Origin of the sequence: Microbacterium sp. Root166 (assembly GCF_001427145.1) — a bacterium.
Classification (GTDB): Bacteria; Actinomycetota; Actinomycetes; order Actinomycetales; family Microbacteriaceae; genus Microbacterium.
Genome location: NZ_LMGL01000001.1, coordinates 43,272 through 56,446, shown reverse-complemented (window position 1 = coordinate 56,446; position 13,175 = coordinate 43,272). Strand labels below are relative to the sequence as shown.

General features: G+C 69.2%; 12 protein-coding genes. 7 read left to right on the top strand and 5 right to left on the bottom strand.

Features of this window, described 5'->3' with window-relative positions:
* The first annotated feature begins 47 nt into the window (after positions 1 to 47).
* The 7 genes from ASD56_RS00235 to ASD56_RS00205 all read left to right on the top strand — a co-directional run bounded on the left by ASD56_RS00235 (position 48) and on the right by ASD56_RS00205 (position 8,347).
* Complete coding sequence (locus ASD56_RS00235) at positions 48 to 1,175, top strand: BMP family lipoprotein (protein WP_055963342.1); 1,128 nt, start codon at positions 48 to 50, stop codon at positions 1,173 to 1,175.
* A 100-nt stretch (positions 1,176 to 1,275) separates the two neighbouring features.
* Positions 1,276 to 2,796, top strand: coding sequence for an ABC transporter ATP-binding protein (locus ASD56_RS00230; protein WP_055959840.1), 1,521 nt, complete (start codon positions 1,276 to 1,278; stop codon positions 2,794 to 2,796).
* A gap of 17 nt (positions 2,797 to 2,813) precedes the next feature.
* Positions 2,814 to 4,127 carry an ABC transporter permease gene (locus tag ASD56_RS00225; RefSeq protein ID WP_082541148.1) on the top strand — a complete coding sequence of 438 codons (1,314 nt, stop codon included), beginning with the start codon at positions 2,814 to 2,816 and terminating at the stop codon, positions 4,125 to 4,127.
* A complete protein-coding gene (locus ASD56_RS00220; protein WP_055959837.1) occupies positions 4,124 to 5,407 on the top strand; it encodes an ABC transporter permease in 1,284 nt (427 codons plus the stop codon). The genes ASD56_RS00225 and ASD56_RS00220 overlap by 4 nt, the downstream gene beginning before the upstream one ends.
* A gap of 58 nt (positions 5,408 to 5,465) precedes the next feature.
* On the top strand, positions 5,466 to 5,867 hold the full coding sequence (locus ASD56_RS00215) for a cytidine deaminase (protein ID WP_055959834.1): 402 nt from the start codon (positions 5,466 to 5,468) through the stop codon (positions 5,865 to 5,867).
* Entirely contained in the window at positions 5,864 to 7,186 is a 1,323-nt protein-coding gene (locus ASD56_RS00210; RefSeq protein WP_055959831.1) for a thymidine phosphorylase, read from the top strand. Before ASD56_RS00215 ends, ASD56_RS00210 begins: the two co-directional genes overlap by 4 nt.
* 45 nt (positions 7,187 to 7,231) lie before the next feature.
* Complete coding sequence (locus tag ASD56_RS00205) at positions 7,232 to 8,347, top strand: adenosine deaminase (protein ID WP_055959828.1); 1,116 nt, start codon at positions 7,232 to 7,234, stop codon at positions 8,345 to 8,347.
* A 199-nt stretch (positions 8,348 to 8,546) separates the two neighbouring features.
* Here the strand turns inward: ASD56_RS00205 and ASD56_RS00200 are convergent, their stop codons facing one another.
* The 5 genes from ASD56_RS00200 to ASD56_RS00180 form a co-directional block, all read right to left on the bottom strand.
* A complete protein-coding gene (locus ASD56_RS00200) occupies positions 8,547 to 9,911 on the bottom strand; it encodes a flavin-containing monooxygenase (RefSeq protein WP_082541147.1) in 1,365 nt (454 codons plus the stop codon).
* A 108-nt stretch (positions 9,912 to 10,019) separates the two neighbouring features.
* On the bottom strand, positions 10,020 to 10,745 hold the full coding sequence (locus ASD56_RS00195; RefSeq protein ID WP_055959825.1) for a sulfite exporter TauE/SafE family protein: 726 nt from the start codon (positions 10,743 to 10,745) through the stop codon (positions 10,020 to 10,022).
* Positions 10,742 to 11,536, bottom strand: coding sequence for an alpha/beta hydrolase (locus ASD56_RS00190; protein WP_055959822.1), 795 nt, complete (start codon positions 11,534 to 11,536; stop codon positions 10,742 to 10,744). Before ASD56_RS00190 ends, ASD56_RS00195 begins: the two co-directional genes overlap by 4 nt.
* Positions 11,537 to 11,567: 31 nt before the next feature.
* Positions 11,568 to 12,722 carry a mannitol-1-phosphate 5-dehydrogenase gene (locus ASD56_RS00185; protein ID WP_055959819.1) on the bottom strand — a complete coding sequence of 385 codons (1,155 nt, stop codon included), beginning with the start codon at positions 12,720 to 12,722 and terminating at the stop codon, positions 11,568 to 11,570.
* Entirely contained in the window at positions 12,722 to 13,159 is a 438-nt protein-coding gene (locus tag ASD56_RS00180; protein WP_055959816.1) for a PTS sugar transporter subunit IIA, read from the bottom strand. The genes ASD56_RS00185 and ASD56_RS00180 overlap by 1 nt, the downstream gene beginning before the upstream one ends.
* Positions 13,160 to 13,175: the final 16 nt, after the last annotated feature.

Sequence of the window (13,175 nt, the reverse complement as noted above, 5' to 3'; positions counted from 1 at the left end):
TGTGCAGTCCCCGTGAAGGACGCGGGGCGGTATTAGTGGAGGCCGAGTTGACCATCTCACGCACCAAGAAGCTCGTCGGTGTCACTGCCGTTGCGGGCCTTCTCTTCGCCCTGGCGGGCTGTGGAACCGCCCCGGAGGCGACCCCGACCGAATCCGGGTCGGACGGCCCTGTCGCCGTCGAGGGCTTCTTGCCCTGCCTCGTTTCGGACGACGGCGGCTTCAACGACAAGTCGTTCAACCAGTCCGCGCTGACCGGCATGGAGGCTGCTGCCGAGGAGCTCGGCGTCGAACTCATCGAGGTCGAGTCGGCCTCGGCCAACGACTACGCGCCCAACCTCGAGAACCTGATCGCCGAGGGCTGCACGTTCATCGTCGCCGTCGGCTTCAAGCTCTCCGCCGACACGATCGCCTCGGCCACCGCGAACCCCGAGGTCGACTACGCCATCATCGATGACTCGGCCGACGCCGACTTCAACGGCGAGAGCGACGCACCGAACATCAAGCCCCTCCTGTTCGACACCGTGCAGGCCGCCTACCTCGGCGGCTACGCCGCGGCGGCGTGGTCCGACGCAGCAGGCGTCAACAAGGTCGGCACGTTCGGCGGCATCCAGATCCCGCCCGTGACGATCTTCATGGACGGCTTCGTCGACGGCGTCGACAAGTTCAACGAGGACAAGGGCGCAGCGGTCGAGACCTTCGGCTGGGACGTCGCCAGCCAGGAAGGCTCGTTCACCGGTGGGTTCGCCGCGAACGACACCGCCAAGCAGACCGCGCAGGGCATCCTCGACCAGGGTGTCGACGTGGTCCTGCCCGTGGGCGGCCCGATCTACCAGAGCGCCGCGGCAGCGATCGACGACGCCGGCTCGGAAGCCCTCCTGATCGGTGTCGACTCCGACCTGGCCGTCGTCGACCCGTCGGTCGCCGACCTCGTGCTCTTCTCGATCATGAAGCGCATCGACGTGGCAGTGAAGGACGCGACCCTGCAGGCCGCGACCGGTGACTTCGACGTCACGCCGTACGTCGGCACGCTCGAGAACGAGGGCGTGGGCCTCTCCGGCTTCGGCGCCTTCGAGGCGGAGCTGCCCGACGGACTGGCCGACGAGCTCGCAGCGCTGCAGGAGGCGATCATCTCCGGTGAGCTCGAGGTGACCTCGCCGAGCTCGCCCGCGCAGTGACCTCGACGTAGTCGAACCGACTGCTGACCGCGGCCGGGTGGATGCCTCCACCCGGCCGCGGTTCTTCCAGCCCGATGGAGACAGTGGATAAGGTGCACATATGAAGCTCGAGCTCCGTGGGATCACGAAGCGTTTCGGGTCCCTCGTCGCGAACGACCACATCGATCTCGTGGTCCAGCCCGGAGAGATCCACGCCCTTCTCGGCGAGAACGGCGCAGGCAAGTCGACGCTGATGAACGTCCTGTACGGCCTGTATCAGGCCGATGAGGGCGAGATCCTGCTCGATGACGTCGTCCAGCACTTCCGGGGCCCCGGCGACGCCATGGCCGCCGGCATCGGCATGGTCCATCAGCACTTCATGCTGATCCCCGTCTTCACCGTCGCCGAGAACGTCATGCTCGGCCACGAGGACACGAAGGGCATCGGCGCCCTCGACCTGAACAAGGCCCGGCAGCACGTGCGCGAGGTGGCGCAGCGGTTCGGCTTCCAGGTCGACCCCGATGCGATCGTCGGCGATCTGCCGGTCGGTGTGCAGCAGCGCGTCGAGATCATCAAGGCCCTGTCGCGCGACGCCAAGGTGCTCGTCTTCGACGAGCCGACGGCCGTGCTCACGCCACAGGAGACCGACGAGCTGATGGCGATCATGCGTCAGCTCCGAGACGAGGGCACGTCCATCGTCTTCATCACCCACAAGCTCCGTGAAGTGCGTGCCGTCGCCGACCGCATCACGGTCATCCGGCTCGGGAAGGTCGTGGGTGAAGCATCCCCGACGGCCTCCAACGCCGAGCTCGCCTCCCTCATGGTGGGCCGCGCGGTCGAGCTGACCGTCCACAAGGACGCGCCGAAGATCGGCGCCGGCGCCGGACTCTCCGTCAAGGGTCTCCGCGTACTCACTCCGACCGGCGCCGTCGTGGTCGACGACGTCAGCTTCGACGTCCGCCCCGGCGAGGTCGTCGCACTCGCCGGCGTGCAGGGCAACGGCCAGACCGAGCTCGTCGAGGCCATCGTCGGCCTCGCCGACCGCGTGACCGGGTCCATCTCGCTCGACGGCGTGGAGCTCGTCGGCAAGAGCGTCCGGCGCATCCTGGACGAGGGCGTCGGCTTCGTTCCCGAGGACCGCACCGAAGACGGACTGGTCGGCGGGTTCTCGGTCGCAGAGAACCTCATCCTCGACCGATCCGGAGACTCCGCGTTCGTCCGCGGCGGCACCGTCCGCCGCACCGTGCTCGACGAGTTCGCCAAGGCCCGCATCACGGAGTACGACATCCGCACGCAGGGTCCGGACGTGCCAGCGGGGACGCTCTCGGGCGGCAACCAGCAGAAGGTCGTGATCGCGCGCGAGATGAGCCGGGACCTCAAGCTCCTCGTCGCAGCTCAGCCCACGCGCGGCGTGGACGTCGGGTCCATCGAGTTCATCCACACGCGCATCGTGGAGACGCGGGATGCCGGCGTGCCGGTGCTCGTCGTCTCCACCGAGCTCGACGAGGTGGCCGCGCTGGCCGACCGCATCGCGGTGATGTACCGCGGCGCGATCGTCGGCATCGTCCCCGGGGACACCTCGCGCGACGTGCTAGGTCTGATGATGGCCGGCGAGACGCCGGGAGACGGGGTGGCCGCGTGAACGACGATTCCAGGGGCATGACGCCGGGCACGCCCGACTCCACCCGCGGGCTCCCGCCCGAGCAGCTCCCGAATGTGAGCGGCCCCCTCACGGGAAACACCGCGGAGGTGGAACCGCCGCCGCGGCAGAACATGTTCATCAAGGAGCTGCTCCGCAGCAACTGGGTGACCACCGTGCTCGCCATCGTCGCCGCGATGATCGTCGGCGGCATCCTCATGGCCCTCACCAACGAGGACGTGCGCGCGGCATCCGCGTACTTCTTCGCCCGTCCCGGCGACACGTTCATCGCGATCTGGAACTCGGTCTACGGCGGCTATGAGGCGCTCTTCCGCGGGGCGGTCTACAACCCGCGCGCGGCCGACTTCCTGACGCAGATCCGTCCGCTGACGAACACCCTCGGCTTCGCGGCCCCCTTGATCGCCGCCGGTCTCGGTGTCGCCCTCGCGTTCCGCGTGGGTCTGTTCAACATCGGCGGTCGCGGCCAGATGCTCATCGCCTGCGCGGTGGCAGCCCTGGTGACGTTCAACCTCGACCTGCCGATGTTCATCCACCTGCCCCTGACTCTGGCCGCAGGCATCGCCGGCGGTGCGATCTGGGGTGGCATCGTCGGTGTGCTCAAGGCCCGTACCGGAGCGCACGAGGTGATCCTCACGATCATGCTCAACTACGTCGCCTTCTATCTGGTGACGTGGATGGTGCGCACCCCCGGCCTGCTGCAGCGCGCGGCCGAGGACCAGCCGATCTCCGATCCGACACCCGCCAGTGCGCAGTTCCCCGAGCTCTTCGGACCCCGGTTCCCGCTGCTGGACTGGGGATTCATCATCGTGATCGCCGCGACCGTCTTCGTGTGGTGGCTCGTCGAGCGGTCCAGCCTCGGCTTCCGCCTCCGCGCCGTGGGCGAGAACCCGCACGCCGCCCGCGCGGCAGGCATCTCGGTCCAGCGCATGTACATCTACGCCATGCTCTTCGCCGGTGGCCTTGCGGGACTCGCAGCGATGAACCAGATCCAGGGATCGGTCACGAGCGGCTTCGACGGGTACATCGACGCCGGGATCGGCTTCGACGCGATCACCGTCGCGCTCCTCGGCCGCAGCCGGGCATGGGGCGTGTTCGCCGCAGGAATCCTGTTCGGCGCACTCAAGGCCGGATCGTTCACGATGCAGGCGTCGCAGGGCATCCCGGTCGACATCGTCCTGGTCGTCCAGTCGCTGATCGTCCTGTTCATCGCGGCGCCGCCGTTGGTTCGAACGATCTTCTTCCTGCCGAAGACCGACGCCGAGAAGGCGGCCAAGGCGCGAGCCAAGGCCGCACGGAAGGCGGTGTCCGCATGAGCCTCGCTCCCGCCGTCGCCGCCGACGGCACGATCCAGCTCGCGACCGTGAAGGTCCGCCATTGGAAGATGGCGATCAGTCTCGCCATCGCCACGTTCCTGCTGTTCCTGCTCTTCCTGCTCGTGCCCCGCGACGGCGTGAGCTCCTTCCGGCTGGGAGACCGGTCCTCGTCGATCGAGCTCCCGACCGTCAGCGTCCCCACTGCTCCGACGACCTGGGGCGTGCTGATCGTCCTGGTGCTGCTGACCGCGTGGGCGCTGTGGGATGCCTGGTCCTATCGCCGCACCGGGGTATGGCTGCCCATCGTCTACGGCGTGCTCGCGATCTTCGCGTTCCTCACCTGGGCGGCGGCCGGAGGACTCGTTCCGGTCACGGGCCTCCTGTTCGGCTCCCTGTCGCTCGCGATCCCGCTGATCTTCGGCGCGCTGGGCGGCGTGATCGGTGAGCGGGTGGGCGTCGTGAACGTCGCGATCGAGGGCCAGTTCCTGCTGGGTGCCTTCAGCGCGGCGATGCTCGCCAGCATCACCGGCAACCCGTTCGTCGGGCTCATCGGCGCGATGATCGGCGGCGTGCTCGTCGCGTTCGTCCTCGCGGCGTTCTCGATCAAGTACCTCGTGGACCAGGTCATCGTCGGCGTCGTGCTCAACGTGCTGGTGACGGGACTCACGGGCTTCCTGTACGGCGCCCTGCTCGTGCCGAACGAGTCGGTGCTGAACAGGCCGGTCCGCTTCACGCGCTGGGAGATCCCGCTGCTCGGTGAGATCCCCATCATCGGACCCGTGCTGTTCAACCAGACCTTCATCGTGTACCTGATGTACTTCACGGTCGGCATCGTGGCGTGGGGCCTGTACCGCACGCGGTGGGGTCTGCGGCTTCGCGCGGTCGGCGAGCACCCGCAGGCGGCCGACACCGTCGGCATCAAGGTGAACACCAGCCGTTTCTGGAACGTGTCGCTCGCCGGCGCGATCGCCGGTATCGGCGGTGCGTACTTCACGCTCGTCTCGGTGGGCCAGTTCACCAAGGAGATGACCGCAGGCCTCGGCTTCATCGCCCTCGCGGCCGTCATCTTCGGACGATGGGACCCGATCCGCGCGACCCTTGCCGCGCTCCTGTTCGGCTTCGCCACCAACCTGCAGAACCTGCTCACCGTGCTCGGCACCCCGATCCCGAGCGAGTTCATGCTGATGCTGCCGTACCTCGTGACGATCATCGCCGTCGCCGGATTCGCCGGGCAGATACGCGGTCCGGCTGCGGCGGGCAAACCGTACATCAAGGGCTGATCGTGTTCCGATCGCCCCACGCCGCCGCTCGCACGACCGACATGAAGGATGACCGTCCGTGACCGACATCGACTGGGATGAGCTGCGCGCCGCCGCGACCGACGCGATGACCCGCGCGTACGCCCCGTACTCGCGCTACCGTGTCGGCGCGGCCGCCCTCGTGACCGACGGGCGCATCGTGACCGGCTGCAACGTGGAGAACGCCTCGTACGGCGTGACGCTGTGCGCCGAGTGCGGCCTGGTGAGCGAGCTCGCCATGTCGGGCGGCGGGAGCCTCGTGGCCTTCGTGTGCGTGAACGGCCAGGGCGACACGATCATGCCGTGCGGCCGCTGCCGTCAGCTCCTGTACGAGTTCGCGATCCCCGGGATGCTGCTCGAGACGGTGTCCGGCATCCGTACGATCGACGAGGTCCTGCCCGACGCGTGGGGCCCCCGCGACCTGGAGGATGCCGCACGATGAGCGCTCCCGAGGTGAGCGGCGGGGATGCAGGCGCCGTCGAGCCGCACGACGCCGTCGACGTCATCCGCGCCAAGCGCGATGGCGGGACTGTTCCCGAGGACGCGCTGCGCTGGATGATCGACGCGTACACGCGCGGCTACGTCGCCGACTCGCAGATGGCGGCGTTCGCCATGGCGGTGCTGCTGAACGGCATGACCCGCGATGAGATCCGGGTGATGACGGACGCGATGATCGCGTCGGGCGAGCGCATGAGCTTCGCGAGCCTCGGCAAGCCCACGGTCGACAAGCACTCGACCGGCGGAGTGGGCGACAAGATCACTCTGCCCCTCGCGCCGCTGGTCGCCGCGTTCGGCGTCGCAGTTCCGCAGCTGTCGGGTCGTGGCCTCGGCCACACCGGCGGAACGCTCGACAAGCTCGAGTCCATTCCCGGGTGGCGGGCTGCGCTCAGCAACGACGAGCTCTTCGCCCAGCTGGCCGACGTCGGCGCCGTGATCTGCGCGGCGGGTACGGGCCTCGCCCCGGCGGACAAGAAGCTGTACGCGCTGCGGGACGTCACCGGAACGGTCGAAGCCATCCCGCTCATCGCCTCGAGCATCATGTCGAAGAAGATCGCCGAGGGCACCGACTCGCTGGTGCTCGACGTCAAGTTCGGCTCGGGCGCGTTCATGCGCGACGTCGTCAAGGCGCGCGAGCTCGCCCGCACGATGGTGGCTCTCGGCACCGACTCCGGAGTGGCTACCACGGCGCTGCTCACCGACATGAACACCCCGCTCGGACTCGCGATCGGCAACGCGAACGAGGTCCGCGAGTCCGTCGAGGTGCTCGCCGGCGGGGGACCGGCCGACGTGGTCGAGCTGACCATCGCTCTCGCCCGCGAGATGCTGGCCCTCGCGGGCAAGCCCGATGCCGACGTCGAGGCAGCCCTGCGGGACGGCCGGGCGATGGATGCCTGGCGCCGGATGATCCGGGCCCAGGACGGCGACCCCGATGCGCCGCTTCCCGCACCGAACGAGACCCATACCGTCACGGCGACGTCGGCCGGCTACGTCACGCAGATGGAGGCACTGCCCTTCGGCATCGCCGCCTGGCGCCTGGGCGCCGGTCGTGCCCGCGCCCAGGACCCGGTGCTGCACGCGGCCGGCATCGACCTGCACGTCAAGCCCGGCGACGAGGTCGTGGCCGGACAGCCGCTGTTCGCCCTGCTGGGCGAGGATGGCTCGCGCTTCGAGCGCGCCCTCGACGCCCTGGACGGGGCGTGGAAGATCGGGACGGATGCCCCGGCCCGCACTCCGCTGGTGCTCGAGCGCATCACCGCCTGACCTCCGCCCCGACCCTCGACATCCGCTGACCCTTCAGGAGAACCCATGCCCATCGATCAGCACGCAGACGCCCTCGTCGACGGAATCTCGATCCGGAGCCTCCCGAAGGTCTCCCTCCACGACCACCTCGACGGCGCACTGCGCCCGGGCACCATCATCGAGCTCGCCGATGCGGCGGGCGTCGAGGTGCCGGAGAAGACCGCGGACGATCTGGCGGACTGGTTCGCCGACAAGAGCGACTCGGGCTCACTGGTCGAGTACCTCAAGACGTTCGATCTCACCACCGCCGTGATGCAGACCCGCGAGGGCCTGACGCGAGTCGCCCGTGAGTTCGTCGAGGACCTCGCCGCCGACGGCGTGATCTACGGCGAGGTCCGCTGGGCGCCTGAGCAGCACCTGGGCGGCGGCCTCTCGCTGGACGAAGTCGTCGAGGCTGTCCAGGAGGGCATCGAAGAGGGCGAGGACGCCGCCGAGAGCGCCGGGCGCGACATCCGCGTCGGTCAGCTCATCACCGCGATGCGTCACACCGACCGCTCGCTCGAGATCGCGAAGCTCGCCGTCGACTGGCGCACCCGCGGTGCCGTCGGCTTCGACATCGCCGGTCCCGAGGACGGCTTCCCGCCGTCGCGCCACCGCGCGGCGTTCGACTACCTCGCGTCGGAGTTCTTCCCGGTCACCGTGCACGCGGGGGAGGCCGCAGGCCTGGACTCGATCCGCTCGGCCCTGATCGACGGCCGTGCGCTGCGCCTGGGTCACGGCGTGCGCATCGCCGAGGACCTCGAGGTCGTCTCGCGCGAGGGCGAAGAGGTGTTCGTGCAGTTCGGCGACCTCGCCCGCTGGGTGCGCGACCGCGAGATCCCGCTCGAGCTGTCGCCGTCCTCGAACCTTCAGACGGGCGCCTTCGCGGCGTGGGGGACCACGCTCGAGGACCACCCGTTCGACCTGCTGTACCAGCTGGGCTTCGCCGTGACGGTGAATGTCGACAACCGCACCATGAGCCGGACGTCGCTGACGCGCGAGCTCGCGCTGCTGGTCGAGACCTTCGAGTACGGCATCGACGACCTCGAGGCGTTCCAGCTGAATGCCGCCGCCGGTGCGTTCCTCCCGGTCGAGGAGCGCGAGGAGCTCATCGAGCTGATCGCCGAGGGCTTCGCCGACTGAGACCGGGTCGAACCTCCCGCTCCCGGCAGCACGAGCAGCTGCGCCAAGATCGCGATGACGAACGGCTTGGGCTTGCGCGCGACGACCTTGAAATCGTCGACCGTGGTGTCCAGGGCGATGCCGAACATGATCAGCCCGAGCACGATGTTCAGGATGACCAGCATCCCCGGATTGAAGTTCAGGACGATGTCGTCGGGATTCACGAGGCGACCTTCCGGGTCCGGCGCAGGCGTGAGTGGATGCCGCGGGTCGCGGCATCCGAATTCTGATCGGTGCGCAGCGCCGCCGTCGCCTCGCGCACGGCCCGGCGGTAGGCGTCCTTGTTGACGTAGTACGACATGCGGGCGAGTCCCAGGTACTTGTATCCGCCCGTGAGGTCCGGCCACGGCTCGTCGCCCACCCGGCGACGGAACGCCGCCGCCCGCTCGGGGTGGCTCTCGGCCGCCGCGAGGTACTGCGCGATCAGCTCGGCCTGCTCGTACCGGCCCTGCCAGCCGATTCCCGAGGCCTCGATCATGCCCATGACATACAGGCCGTTGAACGACGGCGGGAAGACGTTCAGGAAGAGCTGCGGCGACCAGCCCTTCCAGTTGAGCGCCGTGCGATCGACGAATGGGTAGTCGAGGGTGTAGCCGGTCGCGAGGAGGACCAGGTCGTATTCGCCGCTCGAGCCGTCGCGGAAGTGCACGGTGCGGCCGTCGAACCGGTCGATGTCGGGGCGGATGCCGAGGTCGCCCTGGCCGAGATGGTTGAGGATCAGCGTGTTGACGATCGGGTGCGACTCGTAGATCTTGTAGTCGGGCTTCGGAAATCCGAACCTGACCGGGTCGCCCGTGAACGCCTGCAGCACCCGCCTGTCGACGAACTGCTTGATCGGAGCGGGGAGGGGCTTGCCCTGGTTCAGCGTGTCGCTGGGCCGGCCGAACAGGTAGCGCGGCACGAAGTAGTAGCCGCGACGCACGCTCATGTCGACGGATGCCGCGTGGTGGACGGCGTCGACCGCGATGTCGCAGCCCGAGTTGCCGGCGCCGATGATGAGGACGCGCTTGCCGGTCAGCTGCGACGCGCTCTTGTAGGCGCTCGTGTGGAGGAGTTCACCGGTGAACTCTCCGCGGAACTCCGGGATGCTCGGCTCGGCGAGCGTGCCGTTGGCAAGGATGACGCCCTCGTAGCGCTGCGCGATGGGTCCGTCGGGACCGTCGGCCCGCAGCATCCATCCGCCGTCGTCGTCCCGCTCGAGAGCCGTGACCTTCGTGTCGAACCGGAACTTGGCGGTCAGCGCGAAGCGGTCCGCGAAGTCGCGGAAGTAGCGGACGAGTGTGCGGTGGCTCGGGTAGTCCGCCGTGGTGTCCATGGGGAACTCGGTGAACTCGGTCGTCGTGCGCGATGAGATCAGGTGCGCCGACTCGTACATGGTCGAACGCGGATTCTCGATGTCCCACAGCCCGCCGACGCCGCGGGAGGCTTCGTAGCCGTCGAACGCGATTCCCGCCTTCTGCAGGGCGCGCGCTGCCGAGAGGCCAGACGGACCAGCACCGATGATGGCGTAGCGAGGCTCGCTCATTCGTCTCCCACACGTCGTCGTGGCGGCATGACGGTGCCGTCCCCAGATCAGAACCCTAAGCGTTATTCGTCATTAACCGAAAATCGCCGCCGATCGTGGATTCCACCGTCAGAGCAAGAGTGCCAGGATGCCGCGCACGAGCACCACTGTCGCGCCGGCCCACGCGATGGCGAGCATCGCGATCCGGCCGACGCGCGGCGAGACGTGGCGGCTCAGGAGCGTTCCGATCAGGATGCCGGAGGCCGTCGCCGCGACGAGCGTCCAGACATCCGCGACCGGCGACACGGGCAGCCCGCGCAGTGCCACCGAGACGACGCTGAAGACCGCGAAGATCACCTGCACGCTGGCCGCGAAGCGTCGCTGCGGCCACCCGTCGCCGACGGCGTAGGCGGCCAACGGCGGGCCCGACAGCCCGCTCGCGACGTGCATGAAGCCCGCCGCCGACCCTGCGACGACGGCGCCCGGCTTGCCCTTCAGCGACGCGGAGAGCGCGGGCAGCCAGCCGGCGATCAGGGCGAAGTACGCCATCGCGGCGATGAGCAGCAGCAGCGCGGCCTCGGGCAGCACGCGCACCAGCAGGGCGCCGAACGGCGCGGCGATCAGGCCGGGCCAGATCAGCCACCACGTGCGCCGCCACTCGATCTGCTTCCACACCAGCGGGATCGCGGTGAGCGATGCGACCAGGGCGAGCAGGACGGCGATCGTGACGCCCTCGAGCGGGCCGTAGAGCAGGACGATGGGGCCGACCAGAACGAGCACGAAGCCCAGCCCGGTGATGCGCTGGATCACCGCCGCGACGAACGCCGCCAGGCAGGCGAGGAGGACGACGCTCACATCGCCGGTTCTGCGAACGCGAGCAGCAGCGCCGTGAGCTCGGCCGCCATGTCGGCATCCGAGATGGTCGGCGTGCCGTCACCGGGCTGGGGGCCGTAGTCGCCGAACGACGAGTGGCTCGCTCCGTCGATGACCTCCATGCGCGCATCGGTGGGCAGCAGAGGCTGAGCGTCCTCGATCTTCTCGGGGGTGGTCAGCCCGTCTTCCGTGCCCGAGATGCCGATCACGGGCAGTCCGGAATCCGAGAGGTCGGTGGCGCAGTAGGAGGCGAACAGCACGAGCGCGTCGGCATCGGCGGCGAGCTGGCACGCCCGCACGCCGCCGAGCGAATGCCCGCCCACGGCCCACGTCTGCACATCGGGGGCGAGGTCGGTGAAGGACTCGAGCGGGCGGAGGTCGAAGAACGCGAGGTTCAGCCAGGGCTTCGTGATCACGACCGTCGCCCCGCCCTCGTCGACGAGGCCGCTCAGCTTCGCCGCGTACGCCCACGGGTCGACCTTCGCGCCGGGGACGAAGACGAGTCCGACCTCGGACCCGCCGCTTGCCGGCTCCATCACGATCGCCCCGGTCGTGTCGGTGATCTCGATGGCGGCATTCGCCCGCACCTCGGCGAGCGGCTCCGGCTCTGCGGCCATGACGCCGACCTGGCTCCAGATGAGGATGCCGACGACGGCCAGCACCACGAGCGCGCCGAGCGCGCCCAGCAGCCACCACAGGACGCGCAGCCGCCGCCGCCTGGTCGGGACGGCGGTGTGGTCGGCGGGGGAGACGGGGGAGTCGGTCGGGGTCACCACACGAGCGTAATCGCGCTCGCTGGGCGACTCAGACGCCGATCTCCGCCTGCCGCGCGGCGACCACGCCCACCACGCGGTCGAAGAGCGGATGCTCCGGGTCGAGGCCGGTGGCCGTGGCGGTGAAGGCCGCAGCATCCTGCTCCCGCAGCATCCGCTGCAGATCCACGGACTGCGGATCCTCGGAGTCGTCGAAGGAAAGGAGCGCCCCGATGGCGTCGAGCAGGGCGTCCGTGGACAGTCCACGCTCTGCCGCTTCGGCCGCCGGGCCCACGAACCTCTCGTGCCGAGACAGCTTGCGCAGCGGCTGCCGCCCCACCCGCCACACCGTGTCGGGCAGCGCGGCGTTGCGGAAACGGGTCAGGATCGTGGCGCGATACGCGGCCAGCTCGGCCGGGTCGAGCGCGTGCTTGGCCACGAGGAGCGCCGAGGTCTCCTCGAGCGCGGCGGCCACGCGAGCAGCGATGGAGGGGTCCTCGAGCACCGCAGCGATGGTGTCGATGCCCGCGCGGGCGCCGAAGTACGCCGTCGTGGCGTGGCCGGTGTTGACCGTGAACAGCTTGCGCTCGATGTACGGCGCCAGATCGTCGACGAAGTGCGCCCCCGGAATGACCGGCGGCTGGTCGCCGAAGGGCGGGCGCTCGATCGCCCATTCGTAGAACGGCTCGACCGTGACGTCGACGCCCGAGCCCTCGGGCTGAGCGGGCACGATGCGGTCGACGGCGGTGTTCGCGAAGACCGCGCGCGACGCGAGGCCGTCCCACGCGTCGCCCGCGAGCGCCAGGATCTCGTCGCGCAGCAGGTCGGTGGCATTGATGGCGTTCTCGCACGCCATGATCTGCAGCGGCGGCGCCGACGGATTGCGCAGGGCGAGGCCGGCCACGATGTGCGGCGCCACGAACTTCAGGATCGTCGGCCCCACGGCGGTGGTGACCACGTTGGCGGTCGAGATCTCGTCGATCACCTCGTCGGCGTGCTCGGCGCTGTTGATCGCCCGGAAGCCGGTCACGACGGTGTCACGCCCGCCCTCGCCGACCTCGTGCACCGTGTAGCGGTCGACGGCGTTGATCGCGTCGACCAGGGGCGCGGCGACGTCCGAGAACACCAGCTCGTAGCCGCCCTGGTGCAGCAGCAGCCCGACGAAGCCGCGCCCGATGTTGCCGGCGCCGAAATGGACCGCCTTCATCACACGCCCGCTGCGGAGACCAGCGCGAAGAGCTCCTCCGGCGTCTGCGCCGCCTTGAGCCGCTCGACGTCGTCCTCGTCGGAGAAGAGGATCGCGATCTGCGACAGGATCTCGAGGTGCTCGTCGCCCTTGCCGGCGATGCCGACCACGAAGGTCACGGGCTCTCCGCCCCAGTCCACGCCGCCGTCGTAGCGCACCACCGACAGCGCCGAATCGAGGATGGTGTGCTTCGTCTCGTTCGTCCCGTGCGGGATGGCGAGCTCGTTGCCCATGTAGGTGGACACCGTCTGCTCGCGCTGCTGCATCGCATCGAAGTAGGCGCTGGTGACGGCACCGGCTGACTCCAGGATGTCGGCGGCCTCCTTCATCGCCTCTTCGCGCGTCGCGCTGCCGCTGTGGATCCGCACCTGGCCGATGCTCAGTACGTCACGTGCCATTTCGCCTGCCCTTTCG